Source organism: Nocardioides sp. GCM10027114, from assembly GCF_042659625.1.
In the GTDB taxonomy this organism is placed as follows: Bacteria; Actinomycetota; Actinomycetes; order Propionibacteriales; family Nocardioidaceae; genus Nocardioides.
This window is the reverse complement of record NZ_JBHSSS010000029.1, coordinates 1-22,806: the sequence shown is the minus strand read 5'-3', so window position 1 is coordinate 22,806 and position 22,806 is coordinate 1. Positions and strand designations below refer to the sequence as shown.

Sequence of the window (22,806 nt, the reverse complement as noted above, 5' to 3'; positions counted from 1 at the left end):
CGGCCCCGTCGGCAGAATGGGGCGGGTGACCACGTTCTACGAGGAAGTCGGCGGCTTCGAGACCTTCCGCACGATCGTGGCGCGCTTCTACGAGGGCGTCGCGACCGACGAGGTGCTGCGGCCGCTCTACCCCGAGGAGGACCTCGGCCCGGCCGAGGAGCGCTTCCTGCTGTTCCTGGTGCAGTACTGGGGCGGCCCGACCACCTACTCCGACACCCGCGGCCACCCGCGGCTGCGGATGCGCCACGCGCCGTTCAAGGTCGACCCGGTGGCGAAGGACCGGTGGCTGCACCACTTCCGCGCCGGCATGGACGCCGCCGACCTCACGCCGGAGCAGGACGCCCAGCTGTGGGACTACGTCACCCACGCCGCCCAGTTCATGGTCAACACGTTCGAGTAGCCGGCCCGGGCCACGGCCCGGCTCAGGCCCCTGCGGCCGCCAGCAGCTGCTCCCGATAAGCCTCCGGCGGCGCCGTGGGCCGCTCGGTCGCCTGGTCCCAGAACACCACGGCGACCCGCGCCCGCGACAGCACGGTGTCGCCGTCGCAGATCTCGGTCTCCACGATCATCGACCGGTCGCCGACGTGGGTGATCGCCGACCACGCGTCGTACGGCTCGGGACGGAAGAGGATCGGCACCCGGTAGTCGACGTCGACCTGGGCCACCACCATCGCCGGCTCGGGGGTGCCGGGCGGGACGTCGCGCCACAGCCGCGCGAACAGCACGATGCGCGCCTCCTGGATGTACTCGAAGTACTTCACGTTGTTGACGTGGCCGTAGACGTCGACGTCGGAGAACCGGACGTGCACGGGGTAGTGCGCCAGCCCGGTGCGGGCGATCGTCGGCGGCGCGCTGCGAGGTGCGGCGGGGACGGGCTCGAGGAAGCCCTCGAGCGCCGCCCGCTCCTCCGGTCGCAGCCGGCGCGGCCTCTCGGTCGCGAAGACGTACGGCGTCAGCACGGTCGACGCCTGCAGGAAGACGGTGCGCTCGCCGTCGTCCTCCTGGAACACCTCGTAGGCGAGGGTGAAGGAGGCGGCGCGGATCTCGGTGACCCAGCACTCGATGAGCACCGGCCGGAAGCGGAACGCCAGCGGCGCCCGGTAGTGCACCTCGTGCCGCACCACGACGACGCCCTCGGCCAGCTCGCCGGTCTGCGCCGCAGGCCCGTGGGTCCGCAGCATGTCGACCCGGGCCTCCTGGAGGTAGTCGACGTAGACGACGTTGTTGACGTGACCCAGCAGGTCGAGGTCGGCCCACCGCATGGGGCACTCGTAGACGTGACGCACGCGCCAAGGCTGCCAGAGGCGTGACCTATCCCTCGTCCTCGGGCCCCCACCGGCTCGCCCCGCGGACTAGGGTGGCGACAAGGCCGCTGCGCCTGATCCGCACGCCCACAGGCGCGTGCGACGAACCCGTACGCCGTACCCAGATCGGAGTCTCCATGCCCGAGGCCGTCATCGTCTCCGCCGCCCGCACCCCCATCGGGCGGGCCCACAAGGGATCGCTGAAGGACATGCGCCCCGACGACCTCGCCGCGTTCGCCATCCGGACCGCCGTCGAGAAGGTCGAGGGCCTCGACCCGTCCGCCATCGACGACGTGTACCTCGGCTGCGGCCTGCCCGGCGGCGAGAGCGGCTACAACATGGCTCGCGTCGTCAACGTGCTCAACGGCTGGGACGACGTCCCGGGCGCGACGCTGACCCGCTACTGCGCCTCGTCGGTGCAGACCTCGCGGATGGCCTTCCACGCGATCAAGGCGGGCGAGGGCGACATCTTCGTCTCCGCCGGCGTGGAGACCGTCTCCCGCTACGCCAAGGGCACCTCCGACAGCTGGCCGGACACGATGAACCCCGTCTTCGACGAGGCCGTCGCCCGCACCGAGCAGACCGCCCAGGGTGGTGTCGACTGGAGCGACCCGCGCCAGGACGGCAAGGTCCCCGACATCTACATCGCGATGGGGCAGACCGCCGAGAACGTCGCCCGGATGCGCGGCCTCTCCCGCGAGGAGCTCGACGAGTTCGGCGTCCGTTCGCAGAACCTCGCCGAGAAGGCGACGGCCAACGGCTTCTGGGCCCGCGAGATCACCCCGGTCACCACCCCCGACGGCACCGTCGTCTCCACCGACGACGGCCCGCGTGCGGGCGTCACCTACGACGCGGTCTCCCAGCTGAAGCCGGTCTTCCGCCCCGACGGCGTCGTGACCGCCGGCAACTGCTGCCCGCTCAACGACGGCGCCGCCGCCGTCGTGATCATGTCCGACACCAAGGCCGCCGAGCTCGGCGTCACCCCGCTGGCGCGGATCGTCGCCACCGGCGTCAGCGCCCTCTCCCCCGAGATCATGGGCCTCGGCCCGGTCGAGGCGACCCAGCGCGCGCTGGCGAACGCCGGCATGAGCATCGGCGACATCGACCTCGTCGAGATCAACGAGGCGTTCGCCGCGCAGGTCGTGCCGTCGTACCAGGAGCTCGGCATCGACCTCGACCGGCTCAACGTGAACGGCGGCGCGATCGCGGTCGGCCACCCCTTCGGCATGACCGGCGCCCGTCTCCAGAACACGATGCTCAACAGCCTGGAGTTCCACGACAAGTCCACCGGCCTCATCACGATGTGCGTGGGCGGCGGGCAGGGCATGGCGCTCATCATCGAGCGGATCTGATCCCGACCTCGACCGTACGACGAGCGCCCGGCCGCGGAAAGCGCGGCCGGGCGTTCGTGTGCCTAGACTCGCTCCGTGACCGACGCGAAGCAGGTGCGGTGGCTTGATCAGGACCAGCAGCGTTCCTGGCGGGCGCTGGTACTCGGGATGACGCTGCTGACCGACCGGCTCGACGACGACCTGCGCAGGGTCTTCGACGTGTCGCTGACCGACTACGAGATCCTCGTGCGGCTCTCCGAGCGCGAGGGCCGGCGGATGCGGATGGCGCAGCTCGCCGACGCGCTGGCGCACTCCCGCAGCCGGGTGACACACACGGTCAAGCGCCTCGAGCGCGACGGCCTCGTCGAGCGGCTCGAGTCCCCCGAGGACGGCCGCGGCGTCATCTGCGCGATGACCGACAAGGGCTGGAAGCTGCTGGTCGAGATGGCCCCGCTCCACGTCCAGAGCGTTCGCGACAACCTCGTCGACCTCGCCTCCCCCGAGGACTTCGCCGCCGTCGGCCGGGTCTTCGACGCCGTCGCCGACCACCTCGTCGCCGCCCACCCCGAGATGGAGATGCGGTAGGCCGCGTCTGCGGACTACACCGCATCTCGGTCGAGCGAGCGCGCGGCCGAGCCCGCGAGGCCGCGACCGCGGGTCGAGACCCGGTGAGGGACGCAGGGCGGTGACCCACGCCGGTCGAGCCCGTCGAGACCCCGCGAGGTTCGTAGCGCCTCGAGGTACGCCGGTCGAGCTCGTCGAGACCTGGTGACGCGAGCACCGGTGGTTGAGGTGCGAGGTGCCCCGGCGCCGAGCCTCGAAACCCCAGAAGGGACGCAGGGCCTCGACACAGTGCGGTGCCACCGGGTCTCGACGAGCTCGACCTCCGTTCGGTCACCGCCCTGCGCAGGCTGCGGGGGCTTCGAGGCTCGCTCCGCTCGCACCTCACCCACCGGCTGGTGGAACGACAGCGGGGCCCTGCCGGATCGGCAGGGCCCCGTCGTGTCGTGGTGGGTCAGTCGCGGGTGAGGCGCCGGTGCGTGACGCGGTGCGGGCGGGCCGCCTCCACGCCGAGCCGCTCGATCTTGTTCTCCTCGTAGGCGGCGAAGTTGCCCTCGAACCAGAACCACTTCGAGGGGTCCTCCTCGTCGCCCTCCCACGCGAGGATGTGGGTGGCGATCCGGTCGAGGAACCATCGGTCGTGGGAGGTGACCACGGCGCAGCCCGGGAAGTCGAGGAGCGCGTCCTCGAGCGAGGACAGGGTCTCGACGTCGAGGTCGTTGGTAGGCTCGTCGAGGAGCAGCAGGTTGCCGCCCATCTTCAGGGTGAGCGCGAGGTTGAGGCGGTTGCGCTCACCACCGGAGAGCACGCCGGCCTTCTTCTGCTGGTCGGGGCCCTTGAAGCCGAACGACGCGACGTAGGCGCGCGAGTTCATCTCGAAGTTGGCGACCTTGATGAAGTCGAGGCCGTCGGAGACGACCTCCCAGACGTTCTTGTTGGGGTCGATGCCGCCGCGGCTCTGGTCGACGTAGGAGATCTTGACCGTCTGGCCGACGTTCAGCTCGCCCTCGTCGGGCTCCTCGCTGCCGGTGATCATCCGGAACAGCGTGGTCTTGCCGACGCCGTTGGGACCGATGACGCCGACGATGCCGGCGCGCGGCAGCGAGAACGACAGGTCGTGCATGAGGTTGCGGCCCTCGAAGCCCTTGCTGAGCTTCTTGGCCTCGAGCACCACGTCACCGAGGCGCGGACCCGCCGGGATGTTGATCTCGGAGGTGTCGATCTTCCGCATCCGGTCGGCCTCGGCCGCCATCTCCTCGTAGCGGGCCAGACGCGACTTGCTCTTGGCCTGGCGCGCCTTCGGGTTGGAGCGGACCCACTCCAGCTCCTTCTCGAGCATCTTGGCGCGCTTGGCGTCCTTCTGCCCCTCGATCTTGAGGCGCTCCTTCTTGGTCTCCAGGTAGGTGGAGTAGTTGCCCTCGTAGGGGTGGGTCTTGCCCCGGTCGAGCTCGAGGATCCACTGCGCGACGTTGTCGAGGAAGTACCGGTCGTGGGTCACGGCCAGGACCGCGCCGGGGTACGACGCGAGGTGGCCCTCGAGCCACTGCACCGACTCGGCGTCGAGGTGGTTGGTGGGCTCGTCGAGAAGCAGCAGGTCGGGCTGCTGCAGCAGCAGCTTGCACAGCGCGACCCGGCGGCGCTCACCACCGGAGAGGTTGTCGACGATCGCCTCCGGCGGCGGGCAGCGCAGCGCGTCCATGGCCTGGTCGAGCCGGCTGTCGAGGTCCCACGCGTTGGCGTGGTCGAGGTCGGTCTGCAGGTCGCCCATCTCGGCGAGGAGCTTGTCGTAGTCGGCGTCGGGGTCGCCGAGCTCCTCGGAGATCTGGTTGAACCGGTCGAGCTTGGCCTTCGTCTCGCCGACGGCCTCCTCGACGTTCTCCAGGACGGTCTTGCCCTCGGTGAGCGGCGGCTCCTGCTGCAGCATGCCGACGGTGGCCTCGGGGTCGAGGATCGCGTCGCCGTTGTTGGGCTGGTCGAGCTGCGCCATGATCTTCAGCAGCGACGACTTGCCGGTGCCGTTGGGGCCGACCACACCGATCTTCGCCCCGTGCAGGAACGAGAGGGTGACGTTGTCGAGGACGACCTTGTCGCCGTGGGCCTTGCGCACGTTGCGCAGCGTGAACACATACTCCGCCATGTCGCCCGAGCCTACGCGGCGAAAGAGGGTGAGACCTCCTCGGGGGTCGTCGCGTCTATCACGATGAAGGCCGCGACAGGGCGGCCCAACGGGAAGGGGGGAACGTGCGCCGACCATCGGGGGACCACGAAGCCTTCACGGAGTTCGTCGGGGCACGCGCCCACCAGCTCTACCGCACCGCATACCTGCTGACCGGGGCACCGGAGTCCGCCGAGGACCTGGTGCAGACCGCGCTGACGAAGGCGTACGCCGCCTGGTGGCGGGTCTCGCGGGCTGACGACCCCGTGGCCTATGTGCACGGAGTGCTGATCAAGTCCTTCGTGTCCGAACGTCGGCGGCGCAGCAGCACCGAGCTCCCCGTGGACGTGGTGGCCGACGGACCGGGCCGCGTGCAGGACCCGACCGACCGGCTGGCCGTGGTGGCCGCCCTGGCCCAGCTGGGCGACCTCGACCGAGCCGTCGTGGTGCTCCGCTACTGGGAGGACCTCAGCGTCGCCCAGACCGCGGCCGCGCTGCGGCTGAGCGAGGCCGCCGTGAAGAACCGCAGCCTGCGCGCGCTGCGCCTGCTGCGCAGCCACCTGTCCGAGACCGACGAGACGGCCACTCCGGCGACGAGGGGATCGCGATGACCGACCAGACCCACGACCAGACGCCTCCGGGCGACACCGGAGCCGACGGCCCCCGGGACCTCGTCGCCCTGCTCGAGCGCTCGATGGCCGGGGTGCACGCGCCGGTCGACCGGCTCGAGGCCGCAGCCCGCGCGCGGGGCACGACGATGCGGCGCCGGCGTCGGGCCGGCGCCGCGCTCGTCTCGGTGGCCGCCGTGACGACGCTGGGGCTGGGACTCCCCCACGTGCTGGGCCCGGAGTCGAGGACTGCCCAGCCGCCAGCGGCGGGGCAGCCGACGACCGAGGCCGAGCCCTCCCACCCCTGGTGGGAGATGCCCGAGCAGCAGATGCGCCGGCAGCTGTCGCGGCTGCTGCCCGATCACGTCAGGGTGGACAGCACGAAGCAGGCCGAGCCAGGGTCCCGCGGCGGTGCCCTGGTGGCCACGGTGACCAACACCGCTGCCGGGACCGGGATGGTCGACGTCCTGCTGTCGCCTCCCGCGCCGCCGTCGGCCGGGATCTCCGCGGACGGCGAGCCCACGGTCGCCGACCGGCTCTCCTGCCCCGGGAACCTCGGCGCCACCGACGAGTGCAGTGTCCTGCTCGACGACGAGGGCGCACCGTACGCCCGGCTGGCGAGCCAGACGGTTGGGGAGATCACGATCCTCAGCGCCGAGGTCCTCGCTCCCGACGGCGGCATGGTCTACGTCGCGACCGCCAACACCCTCGACGACAAGTGGGGCGAGGCCTCCACCCCGTGGGGACCGGAGCCTCCCGTGGGCATGGACGACCTGCTCGTCGTCGCGGAGTCGGCGAGCTGGCGGCAGGGCCGCTGAGCAGGCCCCCTCAGGCGGCGGCCTGGTCGCCCTGCGCCTCGACCAGGTCGCCCGACGGCTCCGCCTGGCGCGGCACCTTCGTGAAGACCGCGGCCCCGCGGGAGAGGTCGTGGCCGACCGTTGCCGCGTCGATCTCGAAGGTGGTGACCGTGATCCCGGCGGAGTTGGTCCAGGTCTGGGCGTTCAGCCGGCCGTGCACCAGGACGGGGTCGCCCCGACGGACCGAGGCCTCGACGTGGTCGGCGAGGTGGCGCCAGGCGTTGACGGTGTACCACTGGGTGTCGCCGTCGGCCCACTCCTGCGTCTTGCGGTTGAAGCGGCGCGGCGTGCAGGCCACCCGGAAGGTGGCGACGCGGGCCTCGCCCGCCTGGCGGACGGTCACGTCGTTGCCGACGTTGCCCTGCACGGTGATCACGGTCTCGTTCACGGGTCCTCCAAGGTGCCTGTCAGTGCTTGGGCACCACTGTGGTCCCGCGGGCCGACCCGGCAGGACGCGCGGGGAAGGGGGGCTGTGGACCGGGCGGGCCGGACCAGTGGTTGTGGACGCCGACGGGCCCGGCGCGTCAGCGCAGCGCGTCGGCGAGGCCGGTGCGGGTGCGGCCGTAGGCGTCCAGCTCGGCCTCGACCGGGGCGACCACCAGCTCGTGGCAGACCTCGGAGACCGCCTTGCGGAGGCGACGGTCCGCGTTGCGGGCGCGGCGGCGCGCGGTCACCCCCACCAGCACGCGGCTCGCCAGCGCCAGCAGGATCCCCAGCCCGACGCCGCCGAGCAGCAGCAGCGTCGGCAGCGGCACCCCGGACACGTCCGGCAGCGGCGGCTGCGGCAGCTGGAGGTACGCCGCCACGGCGAGGAAGCCCAGCCAGGCGGCGCCGGTCAGCGCCGACACGATGAGCAGCCACTGCAGCACCCGGACGAGTCCGGCCCACACGGGGAGCTTCGCCACGCCCAGGTCGGTGTCGGTGAGCGCACCGTCGAGCCGGTCGGTCAGGTCGGAGAGGCGGGAGAGCGAGGCCGCGCGGATCGCGTCGGCCCACGGCCGGGCCAGCCCGGTGGAGACGTCGTCGGCGAGCGTCCGGACCTCGCTGTCGACCCGAGCCCGCTGGACCTGCGTCGGCGCCGGCACCGACGAGCGGGACCGGCCGGTGAGCTGCTTGCCCTCCTCGCCGAGGTCGAGGTGGAGCCGGCGCAGCGGGTCGGGCCGGAGCTTCGTGAACCACGAGGTGACGGGCCAGCCGGTGGCCCGCCCGGCGCGCATCCGGGTCGACTTCTCGACCGCGGCCACGACGGTCGGCACGCCGGCGACGTCGGCGAGGGCCTCCTCGAGCGACTGGACCCGGTCCTTGCCGAGGGTGCGCGCCTTCGCGGTGCCGGACGCCTCCTCGAGCCGGGCGGCGGCGGCCTTCACGTCGGCCTCGAGGCGCGCCTTCGTCGCCTTCTTGGCCGACACCCGCCGCGCGATCTCGGCGCGCAGCTCGGCGATGCCGTGGCCCTGCTTGGCGCTGATGGTCATGACCGGCACGTCCGTGAGCCCCTCGCGGTCGAGGACGGCCCGGACGTCGGCCACCATCGGCTCGCGGCCGGCCTCGGGCACGGCGTCGATCTGGTTGAGCACCACCATCATCACGTCCTGGTGGGTCGCCAGCGGGACGAGGTAGCGGTCGTGGAGCGCCGCGTCGGCGTACTTCTGCGGGTCGAGCACCCACACCAGCAGGTCGGCCAGCTCGACGAGCCGGTCGACCTCGAGGTGGTGGGAGACCTCGGTGGAGTCGTGGTCGGGGAGGTCGAGCAGGACCACGCCGTCGAGGGCGTCGTCCTCGCGGGCGGTGTCGAGCAGCGAGTCGCGGGTGACCTGGTGGCGGGCCGGGATGCCGAGCCACTCCAGCAGCTCGTCGGCCCCCTCCCTCCCCCACACGCAGGCGGTCGCCCACGACGTCGTCGGCCGGCGCACGCCGACCGCCGAGAGCTCGAGGCCGGTGAGCTGGTTGAACGTCGAGGACTTGCCCGAGCCGGTCGCCCCGGCGAGCGCCACGACGGTGTGCTCGGCGGAGAGCCGGAGCCGGCCGGCGGCACGCTCGGCGACGGCGGCGACGTCCTCCACGAGGGTCTCGTCGAGCCGGCCCCGCGCAGCCTCGACCGCGGTCTCGAGTCCGGCGATGCGGGTTCCGAGGTCGGACCCCCGGGTGACCAGGCGCTTGGCCCCCTCGACCAAGGACGTCATGTTCTCCCTCGACTCACGTGCAGTGCTGGGCTCAGCCTAGGGGGACGACGCCAACCCACCTCAGGCAGGTGACTGCCGCGCGCTGCGGAGCCGTACGTCGTCCACGCGGCGGGCCGCGGCACGCACCCGCTCGGAGCCGTCCTCGGGGATCCCGAGCGAGTCGAGCAGGTCGGTGTAGCGGGCCCGCTCGGTCGCCAGCAGCTCGGTGACGCGACGGTCGAGGTCGGCCCGGGCGCGGGACGTGAGCCGGCGCACCGCCTCGTCCCCGAAGACCGCCTCGAGCAGCCGCTGGCCCAGGACGGCGGTGCCACCGGCGATGCCGGCCTCGGTCCCGGTGATCCCGGCGGTGTGGGCGAACACGACGATCATCAGCGCGACGCCGAGGCCGTTGACGCCGTAGGCGAGGAACCGGGCGGTCCCCCGCTTGTCGGCGCCCTCGGTGCGGACCATGTCGAGCACGCCCTGCTGCCAGTCGCGGACGGCCCGCTCGGCGCGGCGCCGGAAGTCACGGGAGGCGCGGCCGAGGTCCTCCCCGGCGTCGTCGAGCAGCGCCCGGCCGGCGGCCACCGACTGCCACGACGCCTGGGCCCGCTCGGCGGCGGCCTCGGCGTGCTCGCTGATCAGCGACTCGAGCCCTGACTCCACGGCGACCCGCACCTGCTGGGCCTGCTGCGGCCGGCCCTTGATCGCGTTGGTGATCCGGTCCCGCAGCCAGCCGACGCGCTGCTCGAGGGTGCGCAGCAGCTCACCGGTGCCGACGAACTCCTGCCACCGGGCCAGCACCTCTCCGCGCAGCAGGGTGCCGTCGGCGCACGACTCGGAGACCTTCTCCACGGCCTCCGCGTACGCCGTCTCGGCGTCCTCGCGCAGCCGGCGGGCGACCATCGCCTGCTCCGCCGCCGCGTCGGCGACGTCGTGGGCGCGGCGGCCGAGGGTGCGGATCGCGCCCTCCAGGGTCTGCCGGACCACCATCGTCCGGGCCTCGGTGTCGTCGGCCAGCGAGCCGAGCCAGCCGCGGATGTCGGAGACCGACTCGGCGGGCAGCAGCCCGGCCTCGTCGACGGTGCCCTCGTGGACGACGAACAGCGGCGAGTCCTTGAGGCCGCGGCTGGCGAGCATCCGGGCGAGGTGGGTGGAGACGGTGCCGACGGTGTCCGGGGCGGTTCGGTCGAGCACGATCGCGACGGCGGCACTGCGCTCGGCGGCCTGCCGCAGGTAGTCCCACGGCACCTGGTCGGCGTACCGCGCCGCCGAGGTGACGAAGAGCCACAGGTCGGCCGCGGCCAGCAGCTGCGCGGCCAGGGTCCGGTTGTGCTCCTCGACCGAGTCGATGTCGGGGGCGTCGAGGATCGCCAGCCCCTGCGGCACGGTCTCGGCGGCGACGAGCTGCAGCGCGCCGGGGTCGTTGGTGGGCCGGTCGACCCGCTCCAGGTCGGGCAGCAGCCGGTCCTGCCCGAACCAGTGGCCGTCGTCGGGGTGGTGCACCAGGACGGGCGAACGGGTGGTGGGTCGCAGCACGCCGGGCTGGGTGACGCGGTGGCCGACCAGGGAGTTGACCAGCGTGGACTTGCCGGCGCCCGTGGAGCCGCCGACCACGGCGAGCATCGGGGCGTCGATCGTCATCAGCCGCGGGATCACGTAGTCCTCGAGCTGGTCGACCATCTCGTGCTGCGTCATCCGCTGCCGCGCCGCGAGCGGCATGTCGAGCGGGATCCGCACCGACTGCAGCGCTCCGCGCAGCTGCACGAGGGCGGTCAGCATCTGGGTGCTGTCGATCATCGGGGAGGAACCACCTGTCCGGGGAAGGCGACGAAGGGACGCACGGCGTTGATGCGTGCGACGTACTGCTGGCCGCGAGCGGCGAAGTCGCGCGGTGCGGTGCCGCGCAGGAAGCGATGGTGCAGGAAGCCGAGCTCCACGGCCGCCTGCTGGTACTCGAGCATCGCCGCCTCGCCGTGGCTGCCGCCGTGGCGACGGGCGAAGGCGCGTCCGGCGCGGCGGCCGCGCAGGTCGACCAGCCACGGGATGTCGACGGCCGGCAGCAGGCCGCGCTGCGAGGCGTCGACCAGGGCGGCGGCGAGCATCCGGCGCTCGGAGCGACGCAGCCACACGGCGAGCGCCACCAGGCCGACGAAGACCGGCACCATGAGCACGAGGTAGACGCCGACGAAGCCGGTGAACCCGAGGAGCGTGGAGCCGTTCCAGAGGCCGTGGGCGACGACGGCGAGCAGGTAGCCGCCGAGCGGGGCGACCACCCGCACCACCCGGCTGCGGGTGGTGACCGCGAGGCCGACGCCGATGCCGATGAACGTCGTGAAGAGCGGGTGCGCGAACGGGCTGACCAGGCAGCGCACGACGAAGACGCCGGTCACCGCCCCGACGCCGCCGGGGCCCAGCCCGTCGGTGCCGTCGTACGCCGCGGCGAGGTAGAGGATGTTCTCCACGAACGCGAAGCCGATGCCGACCATGCCGGCGTAGACGACGCCGTCGAGGAGCCCGTCGAGCTCCGCGCGGCGCCACCACAGCAGCAGCACGAGGAAGAGGCCCTTCGCGGCCTCCTCGGTGACGGGCGCGACGACGGCGAGGCTGGCCTCCTCCGTGAATCCGACGAAGAAGCCGCCCAGCCCCTGCACCAGCAGCGCCGCCGCGGTGGCGACGAAGCCGCCCCACAGCAGGCCCAGCATCAGCAGGCGCTTGGGCTCGGGCTCGTAGCGGTCCAGCCACAGGTAGCAGGCGACCAGCGGGCCCACCGGGAGCGCCGCCAGCACCGTCGCGAGCAGGGTCGTGGAGGGGGCTCCGGACAGCGCCAGGAGCAGCAGGATGGGCACCGCGCCGAGGCACACCAGAACCGTCACCACGACGGTGAAGGCGACGCTGTCGCGGCGGGCCATCGGCATGGCGCGAAGCCTATCCGCCGGTCAGCGGCGCCCTTTCCCCGCCGAGGGGCCGCGGGGCCCGGCCACCGGGACCGGCCCCGGGACCCGCCCGACGTACAGTGGCGCTGTGACCGAGCAGAGCACCTCCGAGACCACCGAGCACGCCCCCCAGCCCGGCCAGCCGGGCGCCGTGCCCACCTCCGAGCAGGGCACCGAGTCGCACGACCCGAAGGTGCCCGAGGCCTGGAGCGCCTTCATGCGTCAGGGCTGGGGCGACCGCGAGCTCGACCTCCCGGCACACCCGATCACGGCGTACGCCGCGCAGCGCCGCGCGCGGCTGGCGGAGGCGTTCCCCGGAGAGCGGCTGGTGCTGCCGGCCGGGACCTACAAGGTGCGGTCCAACGACACCGACTACCGGTTCCGCCCGGACACCGCGCACACCTACTACTCCGGCAACCAGACCAGCGACGCGGTGCTGGTGATCGAGGACGGCGAGTCGGTGCTCTACGCCCGGCCGCGCTCCTCCCGCGAGACCGACGAGTTCTTCCGCGACCGGCAGTACGGCGAGCTGTGGGCCGGTCGCCGCCCCTCCCTCAACGAGATCTCCGACTCGCTGGGCCTGCCGGTCCGCCACATCGACGACCTGCCTTCAGCGCTCGCCGGGACCGGCAAGACCCGCGTGCACCGCGGCATCTCCTCGCTCGTCGACGGCCTGGTCGCCTCCGACGAGACCCGCGACGAGGACTTCGCGCGGGTGGTCTCCGAGATGCGGCTCATCAAGGACGAGTGGGAGGTCGCCGAGCTGCAGGAGGCCTGCGACATCACGGCCCTGGGCTTCGAGGACTGCGTCCGCGAGTGGGACGACGTCCTGAAGTACGGCGAGCGCTGGATCGAGGGCACCTTCTTCCGCCGGGCGCGGGCGATGGGCAACGACCTGGGCTACGACTCCATCGTGGCCGGCGGCAGCCACGCCACGACGCTGCACTGGATCGAGAACTCCGGCCCGATCCGGCCGGGCGAGCTGGTGCTGCTCGACATGGGCGTCGAGGGCAACAACCTCTACACCGCCGACGTCACGCGCACCCTGCCGGTCAGCGGCACCTTCTCCCCGCTGCAGCGCGAGCTCTACGACCTCGTCCTCGAGGCGCAGCAGGTCGCCATCGACGCGGTCCGGCCGGGCATCGAGTTCACCGGCCCCCACATGGCCGCGATGGAGGTGCTGGCCCGCGGCCTCGACGGCATGGGGCTGCTGCCGGTCTCCGTCGACGAGGCGCTCTCGCCGGAGAGCAAGGTCTACTCGCGGTGGACCCTGCACGGCGTCTCGCACATGCTCGGCATGGACGTCCACGACTGCGGCCGCGCCTCGCAGGAGGCCTACACCAGGGGCACCCTCGCCGAGGGCATGGTGCTGACGGTGGAGCCGGGCCTGTACTTCCAGGAGGACGACCTGCTCGTCCCCGAGGAGCTGCGCGGCATCGGCATCCGCATCGAGGACGACATCCTCGTCACCGCCGACGGCCACCGGAACCTCTCCGACTCGCTGCCCCGCAAGGCCGCCGACGTCGAGGAGTGGATGGCGCGCCACCGGCGCTGAGTCAGCGCTGGGCCGGCGACGCGCCACCCCTCGTTCCCTCTCGCGGGTCCGGCTCAGCTCCGCCGGGCCGTGAGCAGCAGGTACTCCCAGCCCATCGACCCGTCGCCCCAGTCGTGGCGTCGGGCGAGGTCGACGAGCACCTGGTCGAGCTCGGCTGCCCGCTCGGGCTGGTCGGCCAGCGACCGGTACACCGCGATGGTCGGCCCGTAGTAGCTCTTGAAGAAGTCGCGGAACTCCTCGGGCCTGCGGAACCGGTCGACGACGACGTGCTCGCGGACCGTGGTGACGTCGCGCACCCGGTCGCCGAGCAGGCCACGGACGTGGTCCTCGCTCCCCCACAGCGGGGCCGGCTGCGTGCCCGGGGCGGGCGTCGGCGCGAACGGCTTCATGGCCGCGAACATCTGGCCGATGAAGCCCTCCGGCGTCCAGCTGAGCAGGCCGATCCGGCCGCCGGGCCGGACCACGCGGACCAGCTCGTCGGCCGCCCGCTGGTGGTGCGGCGCGAACATGATCCCGACGCAGGACACGGCCACGTCGAACGCGCCGTCGTCGAACGGCAGGTCCTCGGCGTCCGCGGTCTGCCACTCGAGGTCGAGGTCCTCGCTGCGGTTCTGCCGGCGCCCGACCTCGAGCAGCTCGGGGGTCAGGTCGGTGGCGACGACGCGCGCGCCGGCGAGGGCCGCCGGGACGGCCGCGTTGCCGGAGCCGGCAGCGACGTCGAGGACGCGCTCGCCCGGCTTCACCTCCACGGCGTCGACGACGCGCTGGCCGGCGTCGGGGATGACCTGGTTCGCGACGGTGGTGTAGTCGCCGAGCGCCCACATGGCGCGGTGCCGGGCCTTGAGCTCCGGGTTCAGGGTCTGCTGTGTCATGGGTTCTCCTGTGCTGGGTGCTTGAACGGCGTTCCGAGCCGTGTCCCCCGCGTGTCCCCCGCGTGCTCCCAGCGTCCGGGCGGCGACTCCCGGCGACCAGTGACGGCTCTGTAGCGGCGCCGGTTCACGATCTGTACTGGTCCGCGGGCACCTCCGGGGCGTCTACTACGAGAGGGGGCTGACGAGGGAGCAGAGGAGGGAGGGCGGCGATGTCGGCGTACGGCCAGTTCTGCCCGGTCGCGAAGGCCATGGAGGTGCTCGACGAGCGCTGGACGCTGCTCGTCGTGCGCGAGCTGCTCTACGGCAGCACCCGGTTCAACGAGCTGCGGCGCGGGGTGCCGAAGATGTCGCCGGCGCTGCTGTCCAAGCGGCTGCGCAGCCTGGAGCGGGCGGGCGTCGTACGACGCACGCTCGACGGAGGCCGCGCGGCGTACCACCTGACGGAGAGCGGCCGCGAGCTGTCGGGCGTCGTCGACGCGCTCGGGGCGTGGGGCATCCGGTGGATCGGCGTGATCGGCGACGAGGACCTCGACCCGCACCTGCTGATGTGGGACATGCGGCGCAAGGTGCCGGTGGCCGAGTGGCCGCGCCGGCGGACGGTGCTGGCGTTCACCTTCGACGACGTGCCCGCCGGGGCCTCCCGCTGGTGGCTGGTGGTCAGCGGGGACGACGTCGACGTGTGCGACTACGACCCCGGGTTCGACGTGGCCGCAACCGTGCGGACCCCGCTGCGGGCGCTCACCGAGGTCTGGCGGGGCGACCGCTCGTGGGCCCAGCTGCTGCAGAGCGGCCAGCTCGCCGTCGACGGCCCATCCCACGTCCGGCGGTCGCTGCCGACGTGGCTCGGCCAGTCCGAGTCGGCGCTGATCCCCCGCCCGGCCTGAATCGCGAGCCGGCCAACTGCTGGGCGTCGCGGGGCATTTACGCAGAAAGGTGCATGCGGCGCGGACACGAGCGGCGCAGGCTCGAAGCATGGCTCGGACCCCGCACGCACCGGCATCCCCTCGCAGACCCGGGCGGCTGGCCTGGGTCCTCGCGTCGCTCACGGCGCTCCTCGCCGCCGGGCTGACGGCGCCGCCGGCGCACGCCATGGCGCCGGCCAACGACGACATCCGTGACGCCCAGCGGATCCGGTCGGTGCCGGCGAAGCTGGTCGTCGACACCAGCGCCGCCACCGTCGAGAACACCGACGGGCCCTGCGTCGAGGGACGCAGTGTCTGGTTCAAGTACCGGCCGGCGCGGACGCAGCGGCTGCGCGTGGTCACCGTCGGCAGCGACTACGACACCGTCCTCGCCGTCCACAAGGGCCGGCGGAGCTCACGCAGGCTCGTCGCGTGCAACGACGACGCGGCCAACCTCACCTCGGCGGTCAGCGTGCGGTTCCGGGCCGGCAAGCGCTACTGGATCGCCATCAGCTCCTGCTGCGACCCGGAGTCGACCGACGGCGGCCGCGCCGTGCTCCGGCTCTACCGGGGCGGCTCCCCCGGCGTCTCGCTGACCGTCGACTCCGTGGAGTCCGGGGCGATCTCCGGCCGGCTCCTCATCGAGGGACACGTGCAGTGCGGCACCCCGTCGTTCGTCGCGTTCGAGGTGCTGGCCAGCCAGCGGAACGGCGACACGGTGGCCCGCGGCTTCGGCTTCCCGACGATCGACGAGTGCACCGACGTGCCGACGCCGTTCCTGGCGCGGGTCGACAGCGACACCGGCTGGGCCTTCCAGCCCGGCAAGGTCGTGATCGACGTCGTCGCCTTCGCCTTCGACGGGTTCAGCGTCACCGTCGACGAGTCCTCGGTCATCGAGGACGTCGTCGACAACCCGAACGCGCGACCCGCCCGCTGACCTCCGGCCGCGCGGGCCGGAGGGGTCGGCACGTCGGGAGGATCAGGCGGGCGCGGAGACCGTCGGACCGTCGCCGGCCACGTCGCGGCCGTCGGCGGTGTGCGGGTCCTCGTCGATCGCCTCCACGGCCGGGGTCGGCTCGGGCTCGACGCCCGGGGGCCGCCGGTCGAGGTGGACGCCGGCGATCATGCAGCGCACCGAGCCGCCCGCGAGCTCGATCGTCGGGATGTCGACGGCGACGATCTCGCACGACTCCTCGATCGCCGCGACCTGGTCGGGACGCAGGCTGCGGCGGGCGCGTGCCGACATCGCCATGATGTAGCGGCGCTTGCCGTCCGGCGTACGCCCGCAGAGCTCGACGGCGTTGCCGGCGAACTCGCGCACCTGCTCCTCGGTGATCTCGACGACCTTGCGGCCGTTGACCGAAAGCCGCTCGCGGACCTGCTCGCGGCGCGCCTTGTCGGGGATCATCTCGAGCGCGAACAGCGCCACGTCGGTGCCGATGCAGCCGATGACGTTGGTGTGGTAGACCGGCACGCCGTCGGAGTCGACGGCGTCGAAGGCCATCGGCTCGTAGTTGAAGTCGGTGCAGAACCGCTCCAGCACGTGGGTGTCGGCGCGGTGGCTGACGGCGGTGTAGGCGACCCGGGAGACGTGGTCGAGGACCATCGCGCCGGTGCCCTCGAGGAAGATGCCGTCGGGCTCGAGGCCGGAGTAGTCGACGATCGTCTGCACCCGGTAGGCCGACTTCAGCATCTCCAGGACGTCGCCGCGACGCTCGTGGCGGCGGTTGGAGGCGTACATCGGGTAGACCGCGACCATGCCGCCCGCGTGGGTGGACAGCCAGTTGTTCGGGAAGACGCTGTCGGGGCGGGTGTGGTCCTCGTCGGGGAAGACGTGGACCCGCACGCCGGCCGCGCGGAGGGCGTCGGCGACGGCGTCCATCTCGGCCAGCGCCTGCGCGGAGGTCTGCTGCTCGGACTGTCCGGCCGGGACGTCGGTCTGGAACGCGTTGTCCGCGGCCGTGGCCGGGTTGGGCACGAACTTCTCGGCGCGGATCAGGATCACTGCAGAGGGGGCCTGGGCACTCACAAACGGAATGTAGACGACACCCGGCCGCTCCCGGAAAACGGCCCTCGGCGACCGCGACCAGCGGTGTTCGAGATAACACGTAGATCGGGTGTGACCGGCGACGACCGCGGCAACACTCCCGGACGCCGACCCCCGTCCGAGAGGCAGCACGACCGTGTCCCAGGCAGGCCCCGCCCCCACCCGGACCGGCACTGCCCGGCTGTGGGCGAAAAGGGTCCTCGCCGTGCTGGTCACCGCAGTGGCCGTGGTGGTGGCCTCGGGCGGCTACACGCTCAGCAAGGCCCAGTACCTCGACAGCTACTGCGAGACCCGGGCCCCGGCCCCGGCCGCCACGCCCGACGACTCGGTCGAGGCACCGACGGCGCACCTCGACGGGCCCGTCACGGTCGTCTGCGAGTACGACGCGGCCGAGCCGGTGGCCGTCACCGACCCGGTGCCGCTCGTCGTGAGGCTGGTGGCGGCGGCCATCGTCGTCGGCGTCGCGTTCTCCCTCGCCCGGTGGACGCGGCGGCACGCCGGCTGAGACCGGCGCGCCGCGCGCGTCGTTCACCCGGTCCGGTGAACGGCTCGCGGCGCCCTACTGCGGGCGCGGCGAGTCGTCGACCGGCTCGGCGGCGGGATCCGCGGGACGGCCCGGGGCGCTGGGCGCGCTCTGGAGGCTGCCGAGGGTGCGGGACAGCCCGGCCTTGACGGTGGCCGGGTCGAGCAGCCCGCGCGCGAACGCCAGGCCGAGGGAGACCAGGGCGGCGACGAGCACGACCAGCACCGTGGTCTGGAAGCCGTCGAGCCCGACGTAGGCCGTGCTGTCGAAGTCCTCGCCGTCGAAGGTCGCGTTGACCGACACGTGCACCGAGGAGAGCCGGCTGAGCAGCGGGACCGCGACGACGAGGGCCGCGAGCCATGCCCCCAGGACGGGAACGGCACGACCGCGGGCGGTGAGCCGCAGCACCACGAGGGTCGCGACGAGCAGCACGGCGAGCAGCAGCACCGGGGTGATCCACAGTCCGGGCTCGTCCTCGGTGACCTGACCCCACAGCCGCTCCCAGTCGGAGGTCGAGCCCTCGCCGGTCGTCGCGCCGGTGACCCCCAGCCGGGAACCGGCGCCGAGGCCGAGGAAGACGAAGCCGGCGTTGCCGACGTACGCGACCAGCAGGGCGACGAAGGCGCCGAGGTCGTCGGAGGTGACCTCGGTGTCGGTGCTCTCACCGAACAGCGCCATCGAGACGAAGCCGACGAAGCCGGCCAGCGGCAGCAGCGCCACGAGGGTCGCGACACCGGCGAGGGGCGCGGCGACCCAAGCCTGGACCTGGCTCATCCGCCCGTGCCACCAGTCACGCCGCAGCAGCGTGCTCGCCGCGAGAACCGTTAACAGGAGCAGCAGGCCGACGAAGAAGGCCCCGGCCGCGTCGGCACCGACGGCCGCCTCGATCCCGGTGGCGTCCTCGTCGAGCTGGCGGGCCCAGCCACGGCCGAGCTCGTCGTTCTCGGTGCGGAAGACGAGGGCGGGGACGAGCAGCGCGAAGCCGAAGACCAGCGCGGTGCGGGCGGCGTCGCCGACGGCCGCGAGCCCCGACGTGTGGTGGCGGGTGATCCGGCGGAAGAGGACGAGCGCCACGGCGAGGGCGACGAGCGTGACGGTCAGCGGCACGGCGCCCATGGTGGCGGCGCCCTCGATCTCGAAGAAGTCGTCCGAGGAGCCCTCGGCCCGCAGGTCGGCACCGAACGCGCCGGTGGCGATGATCGTGGCGAGGGTCAGGGTGTTGGAGAGCCCGAAGTCCTCCGGCTTGGCGAGCAGGGCGAGCAGCAGGCCCAGCAGGCCGGTGGTGAAGGCGGTCGCCAGCGCGACCATGCCGGCGCCCACCCAGTTGCCCACCAGCAGCCGGCGCCAGTCGAAGGTCAGCGAGGGGACCGCGGTGGCGGTCGTCGCGCCCGCGGCGGCCGGCGGGATGACCCGGTCCGGCTGCTCCTGCGGCGGCGCGACCGCGGTGGCGGTGTGCCCAGCCGCAGGAGTGGCCGAGGTCGTGGGCTGGGGCGCGGGCGTGGCGTCGCCGGCCGGGGCAGCGGCCCCGCAGTCGGCGCAGAAGCGCGCCGTGCCGGGCAGGGTCGCCCCGCAGTTCGTGCAGTCGGTCATCGGATCCTTCTCTCCCCGTGCAGGGAGAGCAGGCGGGCTCGCGGACGACGTCCGCAGCCCCGGGTCCCCCGTGCCAGTGCTGGTCGGGGAAACCCTAGGTGCAGTCATGGCCCACAGCCGCTTCCGGGGTGCCGGCCGCGGCTCGAGGACCCGGCCGACGCCGACCGGCCCCTCGTCGGAGCACTCACTCCGGCATACTGGCCGCGGGCCGGAAGCAGCGGCGAGCGATCACACCGGGTTCGTCCACCGGGTGGCTACGGCGCTGACTCAGGCCCTCCGCCTCCGTGGTGGGTCGGAAGTGTAGTTCTGACCAGCATCAACGCCTGTCGAGGAACCTCGGCACTACGGCCTCTGAGAACGACGGCCACCAGGCTCTGGAACGCGGCCGAACACCGGCAGCCAAACGGGCTCGGCATCCCGCGAACGAGGGGTGCGTCCCTTCAAGCGCCGAAGCTCGGGCAAGCACACTGATGTCTAGGCGAGTCGCGGCGTTGGTGCCCATTGGCACCGGCCAACAAGTGCGTAGGGGCTGGTCGCTCGGGTCACTAGATCTGCCACTCGCACAAGGGCGAGACATGCCTGCACCTGGGCGTCGTCGGGGTTGAGCGCGTCGGAGATGACGTGCGGGACGGCACGCCTGTAGTAGTCGGTGACCAGGCCGTCGGACTCGCGGACGATCACGCCCTTGCCGACCCTGTGCTTACCGGCATTCGTCGGCCCCCGTCCCCCCGTGCCCCCCGACAGACGTTGCGGCGTGATGCTTCCGAGCGCGCCGGCCTCTGGCCGAGGAAGCGCCCCGGCAGACGCTCTTTCCCCAGTGCTGCGCGGATTGAGGTCGTGTCAGCCGTAGCCGGGCATCACAGGGCTACGCTTTGAGGGTCCGGCGGAATGCGCACCGAGCCGCTACCGCCACGCCCCGACGGCCGGCCCGTGAAGCGCGATTTCGCCGACCTCCACATCGAGTGATCGAGGAGAGCTCCATGGCACCACGCTCTGCCGGACGCGGACGACCCGCCACCGTGCGCCGAAGGGGGCGACTTCACGCCGGGGCCAGCCTCGCGGCCGTCGTGCTCGCAGGCACCGGCTGCGCCGATGACATCGCCGACACCGAGAGCTGCGCGCTAGGGTTCGAACGAGAAGGCGACAGCTACTACCCCCACGAGGCGGCCGAGCCGCTCCAGGAGGGCCGCGACCTCGGCACGGTGCGGACCCTCGTCTGCGACGACGGCGCCGGACCTTCCGAGCAGGAGGTTCGCGAGGCCGTCGCGATCCGCGGCGTGGACCCCGCGATCGCTTTCATCGTCCCGTCCGAGGGGGCGTCCACGATCTTCGCCGTCGGGCCGCCGGACGGGTCGGCCATCCCCGACGAGATCCGGAACCTCCTGGCCGAGGGGCCCTGACCCGCCCCACGAGACGGATCCGTTCGGTGGTCAGTTGTTGTCGTTGACCGCCGAGATGTCATGGGCGTCGAAGTCCGGACGCAACGACGAGATCACCGACCGCATGCACGAGTTGTTGTCGGTGTCATTGCCCGAGGTGCGGTGCCCCAGGGTGACTGTATGCCCGAACTCGTGGCAGCCGAGGCTGTGCCTCTTCGAGGTCGAGTAGTTGGCCGTGTACGACAGGTTGAACCGCACCAGGTACAGGGTGCACGTCTGGTAGAAGTTCGTGTACCCCATGCACGTCGCCCTTCCCGCGACGTCCTCCCACTCTCCCGTCGTGCCGTAGTAGGCGTCGTAGACCTCGACGTCGCCCGACCCTGTCAGGGTCGCGTCCATGACTGTCCGATCCAGCTCGTGGATTCCCCAGTCGACTGCGGTCTTGGACCCGCTGGTCAGGTCGACCCGGTCGATGCGGTGGATGCGGTCATTGGGTGGCGTCAGCTGGCCTCCGTGACCGGCAGTCGCGGGCGACACGACGGCGAGCGTCGCACCGACAAGGGAGACGACTACGGCTGACGTGCTGGCCAGGGTGCGTCGTCCTCGTGTCATCGCGGCTACTCCATCTCGCAGATCGGCTCCGACGACTCGTCGTCGGGGTCGGAGGGGCGACACACTTCGACCAGGACCGGCTTGGCGTCGCCGCTACGTGCCCGGTCCACAGCACGGTCGACGGTCTGCCGCACTGTCGCGGCCGTCGCGCTCGAACCGAGGGCCGTGCTCCATACGCTGGTGTCCGAAGCGTCGTAGACGGTGGTTCGCAGGCCAAGCAGGACCCGACCTTCGCTGCCCAGCGGCGTGTACGTGTCCAGTGGGGTCCCGTCGGGGGCCTCATCGCGGGACAGGAAGAAGTACCCCTCGTCGCCAGGTCGGGCCCAATCGTAGGCGTCGAGCCTGTAGCCGACGCCGTCGGACCAGAAGCCGTCGTAGACCCGCAGTGACGTCGCTGGCTCGGCGACGGTGCCCCGAACCAGCAGCTTGTCGGCCACTTCGACGACGAGCCACCTGGGGGTATGCGTCTCTGCCGACCCGTCGGAAAGCAGCTGCGGCTCGCCCGCCTCCACGGACGTGACGCGGCCGTGGACGACAAGGTCTGCGGTCGCGGCGAGCGCCGCCACATCGCTGAACTCGCGGGCTTTGCTGCCATCGGGGATGAACGCATCCGCGGTCTCCGGCAGCCGCGACCATGACGATGCTGGCCGCCAGGATTCCCCGTAGGTTCATCGCGATCCCCGCTCCCCAGTGAAGGTGAATCAGGCATACCACCGGCAGTTTCACGCTGACAATGGCGCGGCCGGCCGCAGCGTCCGGTTGTCTGGTCCTGCACCCCCGGGGCAGTGCACGTCCGGGTGTGGCACGCGCCAGAAGGGTGCCGGAACGTCCGTTCGGGGGTGTTCAGTCCCGGCGGCAGCTCGGGAACGTGGACGGCTCCCTCACCCATCTCGGGTATGGCGCCGGCCGAACGTCAGGCCATGCCCGGGAGATCGTTGCCGGCGACCCGAGCAGCTGGCCACGAGTCGCGGCGTAGGCGTGGCGACTGGTCTGGCTTTGCCGGCCCCGGTCGAGCGAGGCGTCATAGCCCGGACTTAGCAGGCGGAGGAGGTTGGCCGTAGCCCACGACCGTGCCGCCTTCGCCCCGGCTATCGGAACCGCAGGTGGAGGACCGTCGGCAGGAAGGCCGCGCAGCCACTGCGGCATACTGGCCGCGGGCCGGAATACCAGCCGAGAACGACATTGGTGTCATCCCGATGTTCATCCCGACGGTACTTCCGACCCTCCGCCTCCGTAGCTCAGCTGGATAGAGCAGCGGCCTTCTAATCCGCCGGTCGCAGGTTCGAATCCTGCCGGGGGCGCCGTGTGATGTCGCAAGACATCAGCGACAACGGACCTACGGAAACGTAGGTCCGTTGGTCATTTGCGGGTGGGGCCCTTGGGGGCTCCGGTGGGCTGGTAGTCGCGGCTGGGGT

At 72.3% G+C, this 22,806-nt stretch carries 21 protein-coding genes and 1 tRNA gene; 11 read left to right on the top strand and 11 right to left on the bottom strand.

The window, feature by feature from the left end; translation table 11 throughout:
• Positions 1-16 precede the first annotated feature (16 nt).
• On the top strand, positions 17-400 hold the full coding sequence (locus ACFP2E_RS16905; protein ID WP_378522963.1) for a globin: 384 nt from the start codon (positions 17-19) through the stop codon (positions 398-400).
• Between the two features lie 22 nt (positions 401-422).
• Here the strand turns inward: ACFP2E_RS16905 and ACFP2E_RS16900 are convergent, their stop codons facing one another.
• The gene (locus tag ACFP2E_RS16900; RefSeq protein WP_378522964.1) at positions 423-1,286 is read right to left on the bottom strand and encodes an acyl-CoA thioesterase; all 864 of its coding nucleotides are present in this window, start codon (positions 1,284-1,286) and stop codon (positions 423-425) included.
• Positions 1,287-1,441: 155 nt separating this feature from the next.
• Between ACFP2E_RS16900 and ACFP2E_RS16895 the strand changes: the two genes are divergently transcribed.
• On the top strand, positions 1,442-2,656 hold the full coding sequence (locus ACFP2E_RS16895) for an acetyl-CoA C-acetyltransferase (protein WP_378522965.1): 1,215 nt from the start codon (positions 1,442-1,444) through the stop codon (positions 2,654-2,656).
• A 75-nt stretch (positions 2,657-2,731) separates the two neighbouring features.
• Positions 2,732-3,220, top strand: a complete 489-nt coding sequence (locus tag ACFP2E_RS16890) for a MarR family winged helix-turn-helix transcriptional regulator (RefSeq protein WP_378522966.1) — start codon at positions 2,732-2,734, stop codon at positions 3,218-3,220.
• Positions 3,221-3,650: 430 nt separating this feature from the next.
• Here the strand turns inward: ACFP2E_RS16890 and ettA are convergent, their stop codons facing one another.
• Positions 3,651-5,333, bottom strand: coding sequence for an energy-dependent translational throttle protein EttA (gene ettA, locus ACFP2E_RS16885; protein WP_378522967.1), 1,683 nt, complete (start codon positions 5,331-5,333; stop codon positions 3,651-3,653).
• Positions 5,334-5,437: 104 nt separating this feature from the next.
• Between ettA and ACFP2E_RS16880 the strand changes: the two genes are divergently transcribed.
• Together ACFP2E_RS16880 and ACFP2E_RS16875 are read left to right on the top strand one after the other, a co-directional pair.
• Positions 5,438-5,962: a SigE family RNA polymerase sigma factor gene (locus tag ACFP2E_RS16880; protein WP_378522968.1), complete on the top strand. Its 525-nt coding sequence runs from the start codon at positions 5,438-5,440 to the stop codon at positions 5,960-5,962.
• On the top strand, positions 5,959-6,777 hold the full coding sequence (locus ACFP2E_RS16875) for a hypothetical protein (RefSeq protein WP_378522969.1): 819 nt from the start codon (positions 5,959-5,961) through the stop codon (positions 6,775-6,777). Before ACFP2E_RS16880 ends, ACFP2E_RS16875 begins: the two co-directional genes overlap by 4 nt.
• 10 nt (positions 6,778-6,787) lie before the next feature.
• On the opposite strand, the gene ssb is transcribed toward ACFP2E_RS16875, so the two are convergent.
• The 4 genes from ssb to ACFP2E_RS16855 all read right to left on the bottom strand — a co-directional run bounded on the left by ssb (position 6,788) and on the right by ACFP2E_RS16855 (position 11,893).
• Positions 6,788-7,204 carry a single-stranded DNA-binding protein gene (gene ssb, locus ACFP2E_RS16870; RefSeq protein ID WP_378522970.1) on the bottom strand — a complete coding sequence of 139 codons (417 nt, stop codon included), beginning with the start codon at positions 7,202-7,204 and terminating at the stop codon, positions 6,788-6,790.
• Positions 7,205-7,340: 136 nt separating this feature from the next.
• A complete protein-coding gene (locus ACFP2E_RS16865; RefSeq protein ID WP_378522971.1) occupies positions 7,341-8,996 on the bottom strand; it encodes a GTPase in 1,656 nt (551 codons plus the stop codon).
• Positions 8,997-9,056: 60 nt separating this feature from the next.
• Positions 9,057-10,775, bottom strand: a complete 1,719-nt coding sequence (locus tag ACFP2E_RS16860; protein ID WP_378522972.1) for a dynamin family protein — start codon at positions 10,773-10,775, stop codon at positions 9,057-9,059.
• Positions 10,772-11,893: a PrsW family intramembrane metalloprotease gene (locus ACFP2E_RS16855; RefSeq protein ID WP_378522973.1), complete on the bottom strand. Its 1,122-nt coding sequence runs from the start codon at positions 11,891-11,893 to the stop codon at positions 10,772-10,774. Before ACFP2E_RS16855 ends, ACFP2E_RS16860 begins: the two co-directional genes overlap by 4 nt.
• Positions 11,894-11,999: 106 nt before the next feature.
• On the opposite strand from ACFP2E_RS16855, the gene ACFP2E_RS16850 reads away from it, so the two are divergent.
• The gene (locus ACFP2E_RS16850; protein ID WP_378522974.1) at positions 12,000-13,466 is read left to right on the top strand and encodes an aminopeptidase P family protein; all 1,467 of its coding nucleotides are present in this window, start codon (positions 12,000-12,002) and stop codon (positions 13,464-13,466) included.
• Between the two features lie 53 nt (positions 13,467-13,519).
• On the opposite strand, the gene ACFP2E_RS16845 is transcribed toward ACFP2E_RS16850, so the two are convergent.
• Complete coding sequence (locus tag ACFP2E_RS16845; protein WP_378522975.1) at positions 13,520-14,338, bottom strand: class I SAM-dependent methyltransferase; 819 nt, start codon at positions 14,336-14,338, stop codon at positions 13,520-13,522.
• 209 nt (positions 14,339-14,547) lie between these two features.
• Here ACFP2E_RS16845 and ACFP2E_RS16840 point away from each other — a divergent pair, with 209 nt between their 5' ends.
• Both ACFP2E_RS16840 and ACFP2E_RS16835 read left to right on the top strand, forming a co-directional pair.
• A complete protein-coding gene (locus ACFP2E_RS16840; protein ID WP_378522976.1) occupies positions 14,548-15,222 on the top strand; it encodes a winged helix-turn-helix transcriptional regulator in 675 nt (224 codons plus the stop codon).
• Positions 15,223-15,310: 88 nt separating this feature from the next.
• Positions 15,311-16,177 (top strand): hypothetical protein, encoded by an 867-nt coding sequence (locus ACFP2E_RS16835; RefSeq protein ID WP_378522977.1) that lies wholly within the window; start codon positions 15,311-15,313, stop codon positions 16,175-16,177.
• 42 nt (positions 16,178-16,219) lie between these two features.
• Here ACFP2E_RS16835 and ctlX read toward each other — a convergent pair whose 3' ends face one another.
• On the bottom strand, positions 16,220-17,269 hold the full coding sequence (ctlX, locus tag ACFP2E_RS16830) for a citrulline utilization hydrolase CtlX (protein ID WP_378522979.1): 1,050 nt from the start codon (positions 17,267-17,269) through the stop codon (positions 16,220-16,222).
• 223 nt (positions 17,270-17,492) lie between these two features.
• Between ctlX and ACFP2E_RS16825 the strand changes: the two genes are divergently transcribed.
• Positions 17,493-17,792, top strand: a complete 300-nt coding sequence (locus tag ACFP2E_RS16825; RefSeq protein ID WP_378522980.1) for a hypothetical protein — start codon at positions 17,493-17,495, stop codon at positions 17,790-17,792.
• 54 nt (positions 17,793-17,846) lie between these two features.
• Here the strand turns inward: ACFP2E_RS16825 and ACFP2E_RS16820 are convergent, their stop codons facing one another.
• Positions 17,847-19,400, bottom strand: coding sequence for a zinc ribbon domain-containing protein (locus ACFP2E_RS16820; RefSeq protein ID WP_378522981.1), 1,554 nt, complete (start codon positions 19,398-19,400; stop codon positions 17,847-17,849).
• Between the two features lie 1,067 nt (positions 19,401-20,467).
• Between ACFP2E_RS16820 and ACFP2E_RS16815 the strand changes: the two genes are divergently transcribed.
• Positions 20,468-20,800 carry a DUF6281 family protein gene (locus tag ACFP2E_RS16815; protein WP_378522982.1) on the top strand — a complete coding sequence of 111 codons (333 nt, stop codon included), beginning with the start codon at positions 20,468-20,470 and terminating at the stop codon, positions 20,798-20,800.
• Positions 20,801-20,830: 30 nt separating this feature from the next.
• On the opposite strand, the gene ACFP2E_RS16810 is transcribed toward ACFP2E_RS16815, so the two are convergent.
• Both ACFP2E_RS16810 and ACFP2E_RS16805 read right to left on the bottom strand, forming a co-directional pair.
• Complete coding sequence (locus tag ACFP2E_RS16810; RefSeq protein WP_378522983.1) at positions 20,831-21,178, bottom strand: hypothetical protein; 348 nt, start codon at positions 21,176-21,178, stop codon at positions 20,831-20,833.
• A gap of 218 nt (positions 21,179-21,396) precedes the next feature.
• Positions 21,397-21,957: a hypothetical protein gene (locus ACFP2E_RS16805; protein ID WP_378522984.1), complete on the bottom strand. Its 561-nt coding sequence runs from the start codon at positions 21,955-21,957 to the stop codon at positions 21,397-21,399.
• A gap of 661 nt (positions 21,958-22,618) precedes the next feature.
• On the opposite strand from ACFP2E_RS16805, the gene ACFP2E_RS16800 reads away from it, so the two are divergent.
• Positions 22,619-22,692: transfer RNA gene (locus tag ACFP2E_RS16800), tRNA-Arg, on the top strand.
• Positions 22,693-22,806 lie beyond the last annotated feature (114 nt).

Bases quoted from the DNA above. Each gene is read 5' to 3' on its own strand.
- ACFP2E_RS16865 (WP_378522971.1), bottom strand. From the start codon at position 8,996: ATGACGTCCTTGGTCGAGGGGGCCAAGCGCCTGGTCACCCGGGGGTCC.
- ACFP2E_RS16860 (WP_378522972.1), bottom strand. From the start codon at position 10,775: ATGATCGACAGCACCCAGATGCTGACCGCCCTCGTGCAGCTGCGCGGA.
- ACFP2E_RS16855 (WP_378522973.1), bottom strand. From the start codon at position 11,893: ATGCCGATGGCCCGCCGCGACAGCGTCGCCTTCACCGTCGTGGTGACG.
- ettA (WP_378522967.1), bottom strand. From the start codon at position 5,333: ATGGCGGAGTATGTGTTCACGCTGCGCAACGTGCGCAAGGCCCACGGC.
- ACFP2E_RS16875 (WP_378522969.1), top strand. From the start codon at position 5,959: ATGACCGACCAGACCCACGACCAGACGCCTCCGGGCGACACCGGAGCC.
- ACFP2E_RS16895 (WP_378522965.1), top strand. From the start codon at position 1,442: ATGCCCGAGGCCGTCATCGTCTCCGCCGCCCGCACCCCCATCGGGCGG.
- ACFP2E_RS16845 (WP_378522975.1), bottom strand. From the start codon at position 14,338: ATGACACAGCAGACCCTGAACCCGGAGCTCAAGGCCCGGCACCGCGCC.
- ACFP2E_RS16835 (WP_378522977.1), top strand. From the start codon at position 15,311: ATGGCTCGGACCCCGCACGCACCGGCATCCCCTCGCAGACCCGGGCGG.
- ACFP2E_RS16820 (WP_378522981.1), bottom strand. From the start codon at position 19,400: ATGACCGACTGCACGAACTGCGGGGCGACCCTGCCCGGCACGGCGCGC.
- ACFP2E_RS16905 (WP_378522963.1), top strand. From the start codon at position 17: ATGGGGCGGGTGACCACGTTCTACGAGGAAGTCGGCGGCTTCGAGACC.
- ACFP2E_RS16840 (WP_378522976.1), top strand. From the start codon at position 14,548: ATGTCGGCGTACGGCCAGTTCTGCCCGGTCGCGAAGGCCATGGAGGTG.
- ACFP2E_RS16810 (WP_378522983.1), bottom strand. From the start codon at position 21,178: ATGGACGCGACCCTGACAGGGTCGGGCGACGTCGAGGTCTACGACGCC.